This is a genomic window from Phenylobacterium sp. GW823-FHT02A09 (assembly GCF_058797775.1).
In genome coordinates, this window is sequence record NZ_JBXAJZ010000001.1 from 611,073 (window position 1) to 625,346 (window position 14,274).

Annotated in this window: 13 protein-coding genes; 8 read left to right on the plus strand and 5 right to left on the minus strand. The window is 68.7% G+C overall.

The features are described 5' to 3' along the window. Positions 1-73 precede the first annotated feature (73 nt). Genes pdhA through lpdA form a run of 5 tightly spaced genes read left to right on the plus strand, consistent with a single transcriptional unit; the run spans position 74 to position 5,639 of the window. Positions 74-1,114, plus strand: coding sequence for a pyruvate dehydrogenase (acetyl-transferring) E1 component subunit alpha (gene pdhA, locus AC1Q87_RS03180; RefSeq protein WP_492607540.1), 1,041 nt, complete (start codon positions 74-76; stop codon positions 1,112-1,114). After that, positions 1,111-2,475 (plus strand): pyruvate dehydrogenase complex E1 component subunit beta, encoded by a 1,365-nt coding sequence (locus AC1Q87_RS03185; RefSeq protein WP_492607541.1) that lies wholly within the window; start codon positions 1,111-1,113, stop codon positions 2,473-2,475. Before pdhA ends, AC1Q87_RS03185 begins: the two co-directional genes overlap by 4 nt. A gap of 13 nt (positions 2,476-2,488) precedes the next feature. Continuing rightward, complete coding sequence (locus AC1Q87_RS03190) at positions 2,489-2,923, plus strand: GFA family protein (RefSeq protein WP_436061295.1); 435 nt, start codon at positions 2,489-2,491, stop codon at positions 2,921-2,923. A gap of 11 nt (positions 2,924-2,934) precedes the next feature. Further along, positions 2,935-4,224: a pyruvate dehydrogenase complex dihydrolipoamide acetyltransferase gene (locus AC1Q87_RS03195; RefSeq protein WP_492607542.1), complete on the plus strand. Its 1,290-nt coding sequence runs from the start codon at positions 2,935-2,937 to the stop codon at positions 4,222-4,224. A 14-nt stretch (positions 4,225-4,238) separates the two neighbouring features. Further along, entirely contained in the window at positions 4,239-5,639 is a 1,401-nt protein-coding gene (gene lpdA, locus AC1Q87_RS03200) for a dihydrolipoyl dehydrogenase (protein ID WP_436061297.1), read from the plus strand. Positions 5,640-5,673: 34 nt separating this feature from the next. Here lpdA and AC1Q87_RS03205 read toward each other — a convergent pair whose 3' ends face one another. The 3 genes from AC1Q87_RS03205 to AC1Q87_RS03215 all read right to left on the minus strand — a co-directional run bounded on the left by AC1Q87_RS03205 (position 5,674) and on the right by AC1Q87_RS03215 (position 8,822). Next, the gene (locus tag AC1Q87_RS03205; protein ID WP_492607543.1) at positions 5,674-6,078 is read right to left on the minus strand and encodes a DoxX family protein; all 405 of its coding nucleotides are present in this window, start codon (positions 6,076-6,078) and stop codon (positions 5,674-5,676) included. 47 nt (positions 6,079-6,125) lie between these two features. Then, on the minus strand, positions 6,126-7,679 hold the full coding sequence (locus tag AC1Q87_RS03210) for an AMP-binding protein (protein ID WP_492607544.1): 1,554 nt from the start codon (positions 7,677-7,679) through the stop codon (positions 6,126-6,128). A 126-nt stretch (positions 7,680-7,805) separates the two neighbouring features. Continuing rightward, complete coding sequence (locus AC1Q87_RS03215) at positions 7,806-8,822, minus strand: alpha/beta fold hydrolase (protein ID WP_492607545.1); 1,017 nt, start codon at positions 8,820-8,822, stop codon at positions 7,806-7,808. A gap of 77 nt (positions 8,823-8,899) precedes the next feature. Here AC1Q87_RS03215 and lipA point away from each other — a divergent pair, with 77 nt between their 5' ends. Together lipA and AC1Q87_RS03225 are read left to right on the plus strand one after the other, a co-directional pair. Continuing rightward, positions 8,900-9,862, plus strand: coding sequence for a lipoyl synthase (gene lipA / locus AC1Q87_RS03220; protein WP_492607546.1), 963 nt, complete (start codon positions 8,900-8,902; stop codon positions 9,860-9,862). Positions 9,863-9,866: 4 nt separating this feature from the next. Further along, on the plus strand, positions 9,867-10,316 hold the full coding sequence (locus AC1Q87_RS03225) for a type II toxin-antitoxin system RatA family toxin (protein ID WP_492607547.1): 450 nt from the start codon (positions 9,867-9,869) through the stop codon (positions 10,314-10,316). Here the strand turns inward: AC1Q87_RS03225 and AC1Q87_RS03230 are convergent. Further along, positions 10,313-10,804, minus strand: coding sequence for a CinA family protein (locus AC1Q87_RS03230; RefSeq protein WP_492607548.1), 492 nt, complete (start codon positions 10,802-10,804; stop codon positions 10,313-10,315). The genes AC1Q87_RS03225 and AC1Q87_RS03230 overlap by 4 nt on opposite strands. An 84-nt stretch (positions 10,805-10,888) precedes the next feature. On the opposite strand from AC1Q87_RS03230, the gene AC1Q87_RS03235 reads away from it, so the two are divergent. Continuing rightward, the gene (locus AC1Q87_RS03235; RefSeq protein WP_492607549.1) at positions 10,889-13,132 is read left to right on the plus strand and encodes a spermidine synthase; all 2,244 of its coding nucleotides are present in this window, start codon (positions 10,889-10,891) and stop codon (positions 13,130-13,132) included. Here the strand turns inward: AC1Q87_RS03235 and AC1Q87_RS03240 are convergent. Then, the gene (locus AC1Q87_RS03240) at positions 13,129-14,274 is read right to left on the minus strand and encodes a bifunctional 2-C-methyl-D-erythritol 4-phosphate cytidylyltransferase/2-C-methyl-D-erythritol 2,4-cyclodiphosphate synthase (protein WP_492607550.1); all 1,146 of its coding nucleotides are present in this window, start codon (positions 14,272-14,274) and stop codon (positions 13,129-13,131) included. The two genes, AC1Q87_RS03235 and AC1Q87_RS03240, sit on opposite strands and share 4 nt — an antisense overlap.

Here is a 14,274-nt window from a genome sequence, read left to right on the forward strand (position 1 = left end):
GGATTCGTTCGTTCATTAACGACCCGAAAGCGTGGAATTTAACCGCGCAAAATCATTCCTACGGGAGAGACAGATGGCGCGTGGGCAAACCAGCTCCGCAGCTAAGCGCAAGAGCAATGACTCCGACGGCGGCGCCGTAGGCGGCGTGACCAAGGACGAGCTGCTCAGGTACTATCGCGACATGTTGCTGATCCGGCGCTTCGAGGAGCGGGCCGGCCAGCTCTACGGCATGGGCCTGATCGGCGGCTTCTGCCACCTTTACATCGGCCAGGAAGCGATCGCGGTCGGCGTGCAGGCGATCAAGGAGCCTGGCGACCAGGTCATCACCGGCTACCGCGACCACGGCCACATGCTGGCCTGCGGCATGGATCCGCGCGAGGTCATGGCCGAGCTGACCGGCCGGGCCGGCGGCTCGTCGAAGGGCAAGGGCGGGTCGATGCACATGTTCTCGACCGAAGCCGACTTCTATGGCGGGCACGGGATCGTCGGCGCGCAGGTCGCGCTCGGCACCGGGCTGGCGCTGGCCAACCACTACCGCGACAACAAGAAGGTCTCGTTCACCTACTTCGGCGACGGGGCCGCCAACCAGGGCCAGGTCTACGAGAGCTTCAACATGGCTCGGCTGTGGAACCTGCCGGTCGTCTACGTGATCGAGAACAACCAGTACGCCATGGGCACCTCGATCGAGCGCTCCTCGTCAGAGACCCACCTCTACAAGCGCGGCTCGTCGTTCCGGATCCCGGGCGAAGAGGTCGACGGCATGGACGTGATGGCGGTGAAAGCCGCGGCCCAGAAGGCCGCCGACCACGCGCGGTCCGGCGAGGGGCCCTACATCCTCGAGATGAAGACCTATCGCTACCGCGGTCACTCGATGAGCGACCCGGCCAAGTACCGGACCCGCGACGAGGTCGACGAGGTGCGCAAGACCCGAGACCCGATCGACCATGTCCAGGAACTGCTGGAGAAGCAGGGCTGGGCCGACGAGGCCGCGCTCAAGGCGATCGACGCCGAGGTGAAGGCGATCGTCGCCGACGCCGCCGAATTCGCGCGCACCTCGCCCGAGCCCGAACCTTCCGAGCTCTATACGGACGTCTATCTGGAGGCCGCCGAGTGACCGACGTCCTTATGCCTGCGCTTTCCCCGACCATGGAGGAAGGCACGCTCGCCAAGTGGCACGTAAAGAAGGGCGACGCCGTCCGTTCGGGCGACGTGATCGCCGAGATCGAGACCGACAAGGCGACCATGGAGGTCGAGGCCGTCGACGAGGGCGTGGTCGAGGAGCTCCTGGTTCCCGAGGGCTCGGAAGGCGTGAAGGTCAACACCCCGATTGCCCGCCTGTCCGGCGACGGCGCGCCGGCCGCGGCACCGGCCCAGCCCGCCGAGCCGGAGAAGGCTCAAGCCCAGCCCGCCGAAGCGCGCGCCGAAGGCGAGGCGACGGCTCCGGTGGTTCCGAAGGTCGAACTGCGCGATCCCGAGCTGCCAGAGGGCGTCAAGCTCGCGAAGACCACCATCCGCGACGCCCTGCGCGACGCGATGGCCGAGGAGATGCGCAAGGACGACAAGGTCTTCCTGATGGGCGAGGAAGTCGCCCAGTACCAGGGGGCCTACAAGGTCAGCCGCGATCTGCTGCAGGAGTTCGGCGAGAAGCGGGTCATCGACACCCCGATCACCGAGTACGGCTTCGCCGGGCTTGGCGTCGGCGCGGCGATGGCGGGGCTGAAGCCGATCGTCGAGTTCATGACCTGGAACTTCGCCATGCAGGCGATCGACCACATCATCAACTCGGCCGCCAAGACGCTCTACATGTCCGGCGGGCAGATCAAATGTTCGGTGGTGTTCCGCGGCCCCAACGGCGCCGCGGCCCGCGTGGGCGCCCAGCACAGCCAGGACTACTCGGCCTGGTACGCCCAAGTCCCGGGCCTGAAGGTCGTCGCGCCCTATGACGCGGCCGACGCCAAGGGCCTGCTGAAGGCGGCGATCCGCGATCCGAACCCGGTCGTCTTCCTCGAGCACGAGATGATGTACGGCCAGGAGTTCGACGTTCCCGAGGACGTCGACTGGGTGGTGCCGATCGGCAAGGCCAAGGTCCGGCGCGAGGGCAAGGACGTCACCATCACCGCCCACTCGCGGATGGTCGGCCTGGCGCTGAAGGCGGCCGAGGAGCTGGCCGCGGACGGCATCGAGGCGGAGGTCATCGACCTGCGCACCCTGCGCCCGCTGGATCACGAGACCATCGTCGAGAGCGTGAAGAAGACCAACCGCCTGGTCACCGCCGAAGAAGGCTGGGGCCCGATGGGCGTCGGCGCCGAGGTCGTGGCGCGGGTTCTGGAGCACGCGTTCGACTATCTCGACGCGCCGCCAGCCCGCGTGCACCAGAAGGACGTCCCGCTGCCCTACGCGGCCAATCTGGAGGCCCTCTCGCTGCCCTCGGTCGAGGACATCGTGAAGGCGGCCAAGGCGGTCGCCTACAAGTGATGACCGGGCGCTCATGACCACGCTCGCCGGCCACTGCCACTGCGGCGCGATCCGGGTGGAGCTCGAGACCGGCAAGCCGGCCGGCGAGCTTCCGCTGCGATCCTGCCAATGCGGCTTTTGCCGGCGGCACGGGGCCATGACCACCAGCGATCCGGATTGCCGGCTCAACATCGAGGCGGCGCCGGGCTCGCTCAACCGCTACCGGTTCGGCCGGCGGATGGTGGAAGCCCTGCTTTGCGACGAGTGCGGCGTCTACGTCGCCTCGGTCATCCAGATCGAAGACAAGATGCTCGCCACGCTGAACGTGGCGGGCGTCGCCCTCGACGGATTCTCCGACCGTGCTGGAGAACCTGTCGCCTATGACGACGAAACTGACGAGGACAGGCTGGCCCGGCGAAAGGCGCGCTGGACGCCTACCGTGCTTGTCGAAGCCTCGCCCAGCGCCTGAGAAGCTTGAAGATGTCCATTGATGTTCTGATGCCCGCGCTCTCTCCGACCATGGAAGAGGGCACGCTCGCCAAGTGGCACGTGAAGAAGGGCGATAAGGTCTCGTCCGGCGACGTGATCGCCGAGATCGAGACCGACAAGGCGACCATGGAGGTCGAGGCGGTCGACGAGGGCGTCGTCGAGGACATCCTGGTGCCGGAAGGCTCCGAGGGCGTGAAGGTCAACACCCCGATCGCGCGGCTGAGCGGCGATGACGCCGCCGCTGCTGCGTCCGCGCCCAAGGCTGAACCGGCGAAGGCCGAAGCCCCGAAGACGGAAGCCCCAAAGATCGAGGCGAAGGCTGAGCCTGCCAAGGCGCAGGCGCCCGCTCCGGCCGCTGCGCCCGCCCGGACTTCGGGCGAGCGGATCTTCGCCTCGCCGCTGGCGCGGCGGATCGCGGGGCAGAAGGGACTGGACCTCTCCCAGGTCCAGGGCTCGGGCCCGCACGGACGGATCATCAAGCGCGACGTCGAGGGCGCGACGCCCCAGGCGGCCAAGCCGGCCGCGGGCGCCGCAGCGACCGCGTCTGCTCCGCGTCAGGCCCAGACCCTGGCCCAGATGGGCATTCCGGACGGCAGCTACGACCTCATTCCGCTGGACGGCATGCGCAAGACGGTCGCGCGCCGGATGACCGACAGCTTCCGCGACGTGCCGCACTTCCCGCTGACCATCGACCTGGAGATCGACGGGCTGCTGGCCAGCCGCGCCAAGATCAACGCCATGCTGGAGAAGCAGGGCGTGAAGGTCAGCGTCAACGACCTGGTGATCAAGGCCGCCGCGGTAGCCCTGAAGCAGGTGCCGGAGGCGAACGCATCGTATTCGCCCGAAGGCATCGCCATGCACCACAACGCCGACATCGCCATGGCCGTGGCGATCGAGGGCGGCCTGATCACCCCGATCATCCGCAAGGCCGAGACCAAGGGGCTGGCGCAGATCGCCGTCGAGGCCAAGGACCTGGCCGAGCGCGCGCGCACCCGCAAGCTCAAGCCCGACGAGTTCCAGGGCGGCACCTTCTCGGTGTCGAACCTCGGCATGTTCGGCATCAAGTCGTTCGGCTCGATCATCAACGAACCGCAGGGCTGCATCCTGTCGGTCGGGGCCGGCGAGCCGCGGCCGGTGGTCAAGAACGGCCAATTGGCGATCGCCACGGTGATGACCGTCACCTTGTCCTGCGATCACCGCGTGGTGGACGGCGCGACCGGCGCGCGCTGGCTGCAGGCCTTCAAGGCCCTGATCGAAGACCCCATCACGATGATCGTCTGAGGAAGCAGTAAGTCATGGATTTCGACGTCATCGTCATCGGCTCCGGCCCGGGCGGCTATGTCACCGCCATCCGCGCCAGCCAGCTCGGCTTCAAGACCGCCATCGTCGAGCGCGAAGCGCTGGGCGGCGTCTGCCTCAACTGGGGCTGCATCCCGACCAAGGCGCTGCTGAAGTCCGGCGAGGCCTATGAGAACCTCAGCCATCTGGCCGATTACGGCCTCAAGATCGAGAAGGCGAGCTTCGACTTCAGCAAGATCATCGAGCGCTCGCGCAAGGTCGCCGGTCAGCTGAACTCCGGCGTCGCCTTCCTGATGAAGAAGCACAAGATCGAGGTCATCGAGGGCGTCGCCAAGCTCGAGAAGGGGCAGGGGGCGCCGAAGGTGGTCGTGGCGCTGAAGGCCGGTGGTTCGCGGACCGTGCAGGCCAAGCACGTGATCCTGGCCACCGGCGCGCGGGCGCGGACGATTCCGGCCGTGGGCATGGAGCCGGACGGCGACCGCATCTGGACCTACCGCGAGGCCATGGTTCCGAAGGCGGCGCCGAAGTCGATGATCGTCATCGGGTCCGGCGCCATCGGCATCGAGTTCGCCAGTTTCTATCGGGCGCTGGGCTCGGATGTGACCGTGGTCGAGGCGCTGCCGCGCATTCTTCCGGTCGAGGACGAAGAGGTCTCCAAGACCGCCCACAAGGCCTTTGAGAAGCGCGGCCTGAAGTTCCGCGTCGGGGCCAGCGTCAAGAAGCTCGCCAAGTCCAAGACCGGCGTGACCATCGAGTTGGAGACCGGCGGCAAGGCCGAGACGCTGGAGGCCGACATCGCCATCGTCGCCATCGGGATCGTCGGCAATGTCGAGGACCTCGGGCTCGAGGGCGTGGGCGTGAAGGTCGAGAAGACCCACGTGGTCACCGACGCGCATGGCGGGACCGGCGTGCCCGGCCTCTACGCCATCGGCGACGTCGCCGGGCCGCCATGGCTGGCGCACAAGGCCAGCCATGAGGGCGTGCACTGCATCGAACACATCGCCGGCCTGAAGCCGAACAACCTCAGCTCGCCGATCCCCGGCTGCACCTACTCGACCCCTCAGATCGCCTCGGTTGGACTGACCGAAGCCCAGGCCAAGGAGCAGGGCATCGAGGCCAAGGTCGGCCGCTTCCCGTTCAAGGTGAACGGCAAGGCCATCGCCGCCGGCGAGACCGAGGGCTTCGTGAAGACCGTCTTCGACGGCAAGACCGGGGCCTTGATCGGCGCGCACATGATCGGGGCCGAAGTCACCGAGATGATCCAGGGCTTCACCTTGGCGATCACGCTCGAGGCGACCGAGGAGGAAGTGTTCGCCACCGTCTTCCCGCACCCGACCATGAGCGAGGCGATGCACGAGGCCGCGCTCGACGCCTACGGCCGCGTCCTGCACATCTGACGCGGGCGAGGGCGCCTTTGCGGGCGCCCTCGGGCTAAAGCCGTCTGCGGCGACCGCGGCGCAGGGCGTCGAGACTCCAGGCGCCGCCGCCGGCGAAGACCAGATAGAAGAACACGAAGCAGAACAGGATCGCCGGCTCGCCGCCGTTGAGCGCTGGCCAGAACCCCTGCGAGCCGTGGGCGATGAAATAGGCCGCCGCCATCTGGCCCGAACAGACGAACGCCGCCAGCCTGGTGAACAGGCCCAGCGCAAGCAGCCCGCCGCCGATCACCTCGATCCAGGCGGCGGCCAACAGCATCATCGGCAGCGGGTCGGGCGCCCCCGGCTGCGGCGCCGGGAAGTGGAACAGCTTCATCAGCCCATGTTCCATGAAGAGCAGGGCGGCGATGATCCGCAGCAGGCTCAGCACCCGCGGGGCCCAGGCCTCGAGGTTCGGCATAGCAGTCCCTCCCAATCGGCGCCGAAGCGGCGCGATGCAGTCGGGGATCAGGCGGCGCGGCGCCCGTCGGCCTCCGCCATTCGCGTGATCGCCACATAGTCGGTCTTGCCGGTGCCCAGCACGGGGATCTCGGGCACCCGGATGATCTTGCGCGGCACGGCCAGCTCGGGCGCGCCGATCGATTGGGCATGGGCGACCAGCGGGCCGGCATCGGCGTCGCGGCGATCGGTGACCAGCACCAGCCGTTCGCCCTTCTTCGGGTCGGGCATGGCGATCACGGCGTGACGGCTGTCAGGCCAGACGGCGGTGGCGATGTCTTCGGCGGCGGTCAGCGAGACCATCTCCCCGCCGACCTTGGCGAAGCGCTTCACCCGGCCGAGGATCTTGATCCAGTTGTCCGAGGTGATGTCGACCACGTCGCCGGTGTCGTGCCAGCCGCCGGGGGGCGGTTCGAGCCCGTTCTCGGTCAGGTAGCCGGCCATGATGTTGGGGCCGCGCACGAACAGCCGGCCGCCGCCCGGAATGCCCTCGACCTTTTCGAGCTTGGTCTCGATGCCGGGCAATAGTCCGCCGACCGTGCCGCGACGGTTGTCGGTCGGCTTGTTCACGGCGATCACGGGCGAGGCCTCGGTCGCCCCGTAGCCTTCCAGAACCGGGATGTCGCCGAAACGATCGCGGATCAGGTTGTGGGTCTCGTCACGCACCTTCTCGGCGCCGCAGACGATGAACTTGAGGCCCGACAGTTCGTCGCGCTCGGCGGCGCGGGCGTACTGGTTGAGGAAGGTGTCGGTGGCGAACAGGATCGAGGCGCCGGTGTCCTTGATCAGCGGCGGAATCTGTTTGACGTGAAGGGGCGAGGGGTACTCGAACGCCTTCATGCCCTTCATCAGCGGTAACAGGACCCCGCCGGTCAGGCCGAAGCAGTGGAACGTCGGCAGCGGGTTGAACATCACCCAGGACGGATCGAGCGGGATGTGCGCGGCGACCTGCTCCACATTCGCGATCAGGTTGGCCTGGCTGAGGATCACGCCGCGCGGCGCGCCGAAGCTGCCGGAGGTGAACAGGATCACGCCCGGATCCGACGGCTTGGTGGCGGCCCGGAAGCGCTTGGGGAAGGCTCCCGCGGCTGCGGCGAACAGCTTGTCGGACAGGCCGACGGTCTCGCGCACGTCTTCGAGGTAGGTGACCGCAGCCAGCGGCTCGAGCGCGTCGACCAGGTCGTGCAGCTTGCCCTGCTCGATGAAGCGGTGCGAGGTCAGCACGCGCTTGACCCCGGCGAGCTCGCAGGCAGCCTTGAGGTTGCGGATGCCGGCCGTGAAGTTGAGCATCGCCGGCGTGCGGCCGAAGGCGTGCAGCGCGAAGAAGGTGACGACGGCGCCGGCGCTTGCCGGCAGCATGACGCCCACGCGTTCGCCCTCGGTGGTCATGGCCGCGATCTTGCGGCCGAGGGCGAACGAGGCGCGGATCAGGTCGGTATAGGTGAGCGGCTTGCGTTCCTGGTCTTCCAGGATCGGCTTCTTGGCGCCGTAGGTGGCGCGCGCGTCGACCAGCGCATCGAAAAGAGAGCGCTCGCACGAACGCGGATCAAAAGAACGCGACAAAGGCGAAAACCTCCCCGAACGTCTCGCCGATTATTGTTGGGCGCGAGCCTATAGCCGACGCCTGAGCTTGAAAAGATGCGTAACAGGTCGTGAGCTTCGGCCTGCGCGTCAAGTCCGGAGACGCGCTTAAGTTCTTGCGGGGGCTGCCGAAATCGTCGCAGGCGAGGCCGGGGTCAGGCGGCCGTCGATGAAGCCGTCCACCGTATCGAGCCAAGGGCGGCGCCAGCGGTCGGCCTCCAGATGCAGAGCGCCGCGCGCGCCGGCCAGCGTGCTGGTCCGGCAATCGGCCAACTGACGGCAGAAGGCGTCGGCGCGTCTTCCCGGGTTGATCATCAGCACCGGCGCGCGCACCTGCCGCGCGCCCGATTCCAGCACCCGACTGGCGGTTTCGAACGCGTTCGTCCAGCCGAGGCTGGGGCCGGCCAGCCGCAGGTCGGGGTTGGCGGTCATCCAGGCGTGGCCGACCTGGCCGCGCCAGGCGTCATGCGTGCGCCCGGCCGTCTTGTCGTCCGCCGTCTCGCGGCTCCAGGGCTTCCAGCCGGCTGGCGGCGACGAGGCGCGCCGGACCGGACCGAGCAGCGCCTTTTCGGGCGGATCGGCGATCTGCGGCGAGCTGGCGATCACGCCGTCGACCTTCAAGCCCGAGCGCACCGCACTGAGCGCCACGACGGCGCCGTCGGCGTGTGTCAGCAGGACGAGCGGGGTGTCGGGAGACGGGCGCACGACCACGCGTACGAGTTCGCGCAAAGCCGCGACCTCCGGGTCGAAGGAGGGCGCAAAGCCCAGGTCGCGGGGCAGGACGTAGCGCCCGGAGCCGCCCTGGCCGGCGCGATCGAGGATCCAGACCGTGCAGCCGCGTTCGATCAGGTCGGAGGCGGTCTCGAACCAGACTTCGGCCGTTTCCCCGTATCCCGGCACGATGACCACGGTGGCCACCGGCACGCGCCGGGTGCTGGCGACCCCGTAGCGCTGCAGCGGCTGTTCGCCGATGCCGATATAGCCCCACGCCCAGCCTTCGGGCGGATAGAACCGCGGCGCCAGCGAGCCTGGCGTGCGGCTCTCGGCGAACGGCTCGCGGCCGCCGTCGCGCCCGCAGGCCGCGAGGGAAAGGACCAGAGCGGCGAGCAGATACGCGCGAACCATGGCGGAGTTTGACCATGCGTCGCCGGGCCGCTCAATCACGCCTTGATCCGGAGGGATAGAAAGCCGATCTAGGCCTTATGGCGACCGTCATCGACACCATCGGGGGGCAACGGCCCCGACATCCCGAAAAGCAGTCGCGCCCCGACACGCCGATCCTGCGAAAGCCGGAATGGCTGCGCGTGCGCGCTCCGGGCTCGCCCGGCTACAACGCCACGCGCTCGATCGTGAAGGAGCACGGGCTCACCACCGTCTGTGAAGAGGCGGCTTGCCCGAACATCGGCGAGTGCTGGAGCCAGAGCCACGCGACCATGATGATCATGGGCGAGATCTGCACCCGCGCCTGCGCCTTCTGCAACGTCAGCACCGGAAAGCCGCTGCCGCTCGACCCGACCGAGCCGGCGCGCGTGGCCGACGCCGTGCGCAAGATGGGCCTGAAGCACGTGGTCATCACGTCGGTCGACCGCGACGACCTGGCCGACGGCGGCGGCGCGCACTTCGCCGCGGTGGTCCACGCGATCCGCGCCGCGGCGCCCGGCACCACCATCGAAATCCTGACGCCGGACTTCCTGCGCAAGGCGCCGAGCGCGGCCGAGATCGTCATCGACTCCAAGCCGGACGTCTTCAACCACAACCTCGAGACCGTGCCGCGGCTCTATCTCTCGATCCGGCCGGGCGCGCGCTACTATCATTCCCTGCGCCTGCTGGAGCGGGTGAAGGAGCGCGACCCCAACCAGTTCACCAAGTCCGGCCTGATGGTCGGGCTGGGCGAGGCCAAGGAAGAGGTCATGCAGGTCATGGACGACATGCGGTCGGCCGGCGTCGATTTCCTGACCATCGGCCAGTACCTCCAGCCGACCCGCAAGCACGCGGCCATCGACCGCTTCGTGACGCCCGAAGAATTCAAGGCCTACGAAGAGATCGCCCGGGCCAAGGGCTTCCTGATGGTTTCGGCCAGCCCGCTGACCCGCTCGTCGCACCACGCCGGCGAGGACTTCGCCCGGCTGAAGGCCGCGCGGCTCGCCAAGGACGCGGCGGCCTAACCGCTTGCCGCGCCACCATTTCGAGAAGGTGCTGCCCTACGCGCCCGACCAGCTGTTTGCGCTGGTCGGCGACGTCGAGGCCTATCCGCAGTTCGTGCCGTGGGTGCAGTCGCTGCGGACCTGGAATCACGCCGCGCCGGCCGAAGGCGTGAGCCAGCTCGACGCCAAGGTCGGGGTCGGCTTCGCCTTTCTGAAAGAGACTTTCTCGACCCGCGTGCGGCGCGACGCCAACGCCCGCCAGATCGACGTGCAGCTGCTGTCGGGGCCGTTCAAGCATCTGGTGAACCGTTGGCGTTTTGTGGAAGCGCCAGGCGGAACCCGGATCGAGTTCGACATCGACTTCGAATTCAAGACCAGGCTGCTGACCGGGCTGCTGGAATCGAACTTCAACCACGCCGTCGAGCGGCTGATGGCCTGCTTCGAAGGGCGGGCGAGGGCGCTCTACCCGGCCTAGGTCATCCGGTCGCGCAGCGCCTGCAGCGCGGCCTGCACCGCCTGTTCCTGAATATCGGCGCGCGTGACGCCGTCGAACAGCTCGGAGCGGTGCATCAGCGCCTGGTTCGAGCGCGCGGTGGCGATGTGGACCGTGCCGACCGGCTTCATCGGCGTGCCGCCGCCGGGGCCCGCGACGCCGGTGATCGCCACAGCCACGTGGGCGTTCGAGGCCTCCAGCGCTCCCTCGGCCATCATGCGCGCCACGGGTTCGGACACCGCGCCGAGGTCGGCGATCAGGTCGCCGGGGACGCCCAGCAGCTCTTGCTTGGCGCGGTTGGTGTAGACCACGAAGCCGCGCTCGAAGACGTCGGACGCACCGGGGATCGAGCAGATCGCGCCCGCGACCAGGCCGCCGGTGCAGCTTTCGGCGGTGACGATGCGCAGCGAGCGCTCGCGCGCCTCGTCGATCAGCAGCCGCGCCAGGGTTTCGATCTCCAGGGAAAACATGGTGGGCGACTCCAGCGGGCTCTAGGCAAGGACGAAGGCTGACCACAACATCGCCGGAGCCCGCCACACAAGCCGATTCGATCCATGACCACGTTAGAACGGGCCGAACGGCCAGCCGCTTCGATCTCTCCGGTCCTCTTTGCGGTGACCACCTTCGCCAGCGCAGGCCTCGTCTTCCTGGTCCAGCCGATGGTGGCCAAGCTGGTTCTGCCGCTGCTCGGCGGCAGTTCGTCCGTCTGGAACACGTCCATCGCCTTCTTCCAGGCGGCGCTGCTGGTCGGCTACGGCTACGCGCACGCGCTGCAGAAGATCCGTTCGGTGCGCGTGCAGGCGCTCGTGCACGTCGCGGCGCTGCTGGTCGCGGCCCTGGCGCTGCCGCTGCGGGTGACGGGCGTGCTGGGCGAGCCGTCGTCCGAGCATCCGTCGCTGTGGCTGCTCGGGGTGCTGGCCGTCTCGATTGGCGCGCCGTTCGCCATCCTGTCGGCGACCGCGCCGCTGGTGCAGGCCTGGCATGCGCGCACCATCCATGCGCAGACCGGGGCCGAGCCTTACGCGCTCTATGCCGCCTCGAACCTCGGAAGCCTGTTGGCGCTGCTGGCCTACCCGGCGTTGGTGGAGCCGCTGGCCACCCTGCACGGCCAGACCGCCGGCTGGAGCACGGGCTATGTCGGCTTCGTGGTGCTGATGGCGACGCTGGCGCTGTTCGTGTCGCGCGCGCGGGTCGAGACGATCGCGGCGCCCGCCGAGGCCGGGCCCCGACCGAGCTGGCGCGACCGGGCGATCTGGGTGGGACTGGCGGCGATCCCGTCCAGCCTGATGCTGGGCGTCACGACCCACATCACCACCGACGTCGCCTCGGCGCCGTTCCTCTGGGTCATCCCGCTGGCGCTCTACCTGCTGACCTTCATCATCGCCTTTTCGGACAAGCCGATCATTTCGTCCGAACTGACGCTGACGCTGCAGGCCGCGGCGGTCGTCGCCTGCGCGTCGCTGATGCCGTTCAAGTCCGCCAACTTCATGCTGCAGCTGTTCGTGCATCTCGCGGCGTTCTTCCTGACGGCGCTCATGTGCCACCAGGCGCTGGTCGCCAGGCGACCGAAGCCGGCGCACCTCACGGAATTTTATCTGTGGATGTCGTTCGGCGGCGTGGTCGGCGGGGCCTTCAACGCCTTCCTGGCGCCGACGATCTTCTCGAACGTCTGGGAGTATCCGCTGGTCCTGGCGCTGGCCTGCCTGGCGCGGCCGGGTCTGCAGCCGGTGGAGCCCTGGCGCTGGGCGACCTTCGCGCTCGGCGTGATCGGCGCGGCGGCGGCGCCGATCGTCGCCCTGAAGTTCGGGATGGTCGATCACTTCAAGCCCATCGTGATCGCGCTTGTCGTCGTAGCGACGGTCAGCGCCTTCGTCATCCGCCGCCAGATGATCGTCTTCTTCGGTCTGGTGGCCGTGCTGTCGATCTCGGCCGAGCTGGTCGGCGACCGCGTCGACGTGCGCCAGAGCTGGCGCAGCTTCTTCGGGGTGCTGCGCCAGTCGGAGATGCCGGTGCCGGCGATGGGCGGGGCGGTGAAGATGCTGTCGCACGGCACGACCCTGCACGGCGCACAGGCGCAGGACCCGCGCTACATGTGCCGCCCGCTGGTCTACTACGCACCGGAGACGCCGATCGGCCAGGTCTTCAGCCACGAGATCAAGCGGCCGACCGCCTTGCGCGTGGGCGCGGTCGGGCTCGGCACCGGCGCGGTGGCGGCCTACACCCGCAAGGGCGATCACCTGACCTTCTTCGAGATCGATCCGCTGGTGATCCGGCTGTCGACCGATCCCGAACACTTCAGCTACACGACGACCTGCGCCAAGGGGGCGATCGACTACGTGGTCGGCGACGCGCGCCTGACGCTGGCCAAGCAGCCGGCGGGCACGTTCGACGTGCTGCTGATCGACGCCTTCTCGTCGGATGCGGTGCCGGCGCACCTGCTGACCGTCGAGGCGATGAAGGGCTATCTCGCCAAGCTGAAGCCTGACGGCGTGCTCATCGTCCACCTGTCGAACCGCAATCTCGAGCTGCGTTCGCCGGCGATGGCGGTCGCCGAGGCGGCGGGCGGATATGCGCTGATCCAGCGCCATAGCCCGGACAAGGACAGTCCACCACTGTGGGAGTCGGCCGAGGACGCGATGATCGTCACCCGCAGCCTGGCGGCGCTGGCGCCCTACGAGGCCGACGAGCGGTGGTCGCAGACCGACCCGACCTCGGCGCGGCCCTGGACCGACGACTACATGAACCTCGCCGGGGCGATGTACGCGCAGCTGAAGATCAACTGGCCCTGGCTGCCTTAGGCCGGGGTCTCGACGGCCACGATCGCCTGGGCCAGCAGGCCCTCCTGACGGCCGGTGAAGCCCATGCCCTCGGTGGTGGTGGCCTTTACGCTGACGCGGTCGAGGGGCACGCCCAGCAGGTGCGCCAGACGCTCGCGCATCGCGTCGCGGTGGGGGCGGATCTTGGGCCGCTCGCAGACCAGGGTGACGTCGGCGTTGATGATCCGGCCGCCCTTGTTCGTCAGGATTTCGACCGCGTGCAGCAGGAACCTGTCGGATGCGGCGCCCTTCCACTGCGGGTCGGACGGCGGGAAGTGCTCGCCGATGTCGCCTTCGCCGATGGCGCCCAGGATGGCGTCGGTCAGCGCGTGGAGCCCAGCGTCGGCGTCGGAGTGGCCGATCAGGGTCTGATCGTGGTCGATCTTGACGCCGCATAGCCAGACCGCTTCACCGGGACCCCAGCGGTGCGCGTCGACGCCCTGGCCGATGCGGGTGATGCGCGCGGCGCCCGACAGTTGCTCGGCCATGGCGAAGTCCTCCGGATAGGTGAGTTTCATCAGGCGTGGATCGCCGGGCGCGATGGTGACCTTGCCGCCGTTACGCTCGACGACCGCGGCGTCGTCGGTCGGTTCGGCGTCGGCCGGCCAGGCCGCGTAGGCCGCCCGCAGGACCTCGAGCCGGAACGCCTGAGGCGTCTGCGCGCGCCATAGGCCGTCACGCGGCACGGTCTCCTCGACCGCCTCTCCGCCACGCTTGAGGGTGTCGGCGACGGGCAGGGCGAGGACGGCGCCGTCAGAGCCCTCGATCGCCGCCAGCAGGCGTTGAATGTGCGCGGCGGTCAGGAACGGGCGCGCGGCGTCATGCACGAGCACGGCCGAGGCGCCCTCCGCCTCCAGGGCGGCGAGGCCCTGCTGGACCGAATCCGCCCGCGTGGCGCCGCCGCGCACCGCTGCCGCGCCCGGCACGCCGCGCAGAAGCTCGGCCGCCTCTTCCAGCCAGGGCTCGGCGACGACGATGACAATCTGTCGCGCCCCCGTGGCGGCGAACGCCTCGATCGACCAGGAGAGGATCGGGCGGCCGCCCAAGCTGCGCCAAGGCTTGGGCGCGCCAGGGCCGGCGCGAGTGCTGGAACCTGCGGCGACGATGACGGCTGAGAAATCCAT

Coding starts and splice junctions, on each gene's coding strand:
- AC1Q87_RS03205 (WP_492607543.1), bottom strand. CDS start 6,078: ATGCCGAACCTCGAGGCCTGGGCCCCGCGGGTGCTGAGCCTGCTGCGG.
- AC1Q87_RS03230 (WP_492607548.1), bottom strand. CDS start 10,804: ATGTTTTCCCTGGAGATCGAAACCCTGGCGCGGCTGCTGATCGACGAG.
- lipA (WP_492607546.1), top strand. CDS start 8,900: ATGGCGACCGTCATCGACACCATCGGGGGGCAACGGCCCCGACATCCC.
- AC1Q87_RS03215 (WP_492607545.1), bottom strand. CDS start 8,822: ATGGTTCGCGCGTATCTGCTCGCCGCTCTGGTCCTTTCCCTCGCGGCC.
- pdhA (WP_492607540.1), top strand. CDS start 74: ATGGCGCGTGGGCAAACCAGCTCCGCAGCTAAGCGCAAGAGCAATGAC.
- AC1Q87_RS03235 (WP_492607549.1), top strand. CDS start 10,889: ATGACCACGTTAGAACGGGCCGAACGGCCAGCCGCTTCGATCTCTCCG.
- AC1Q87_RS03240 (WP_492607550.1), bottom strand. CDS start 14,274: ATGGATTTCTCAGCCGTCATCGTCGCCGCAGGTTCCAGCACTCGCGCC.
- lpdA (WP_436061297.1), top strand. CDS start 4,239: ATGGATTTCGACGTCATCGTCATCGGCTCCGGCCCGGGCGGCTATGTC.
- AC1Q87_RS03190 (WP_436061295.1), top strand. CDS start 2,489: ATGACCACGCTCGCCGGCCACTGCCACTGCGGCGCGATCCGGGTGGAG.
- AC1Q87_RS03195 (WP_492607542.1), top strand. CDS start 2,935: ATGTCCATTGATGTTCTGATGCCCGCGCTCTCTCCGACCATGGAAGAG.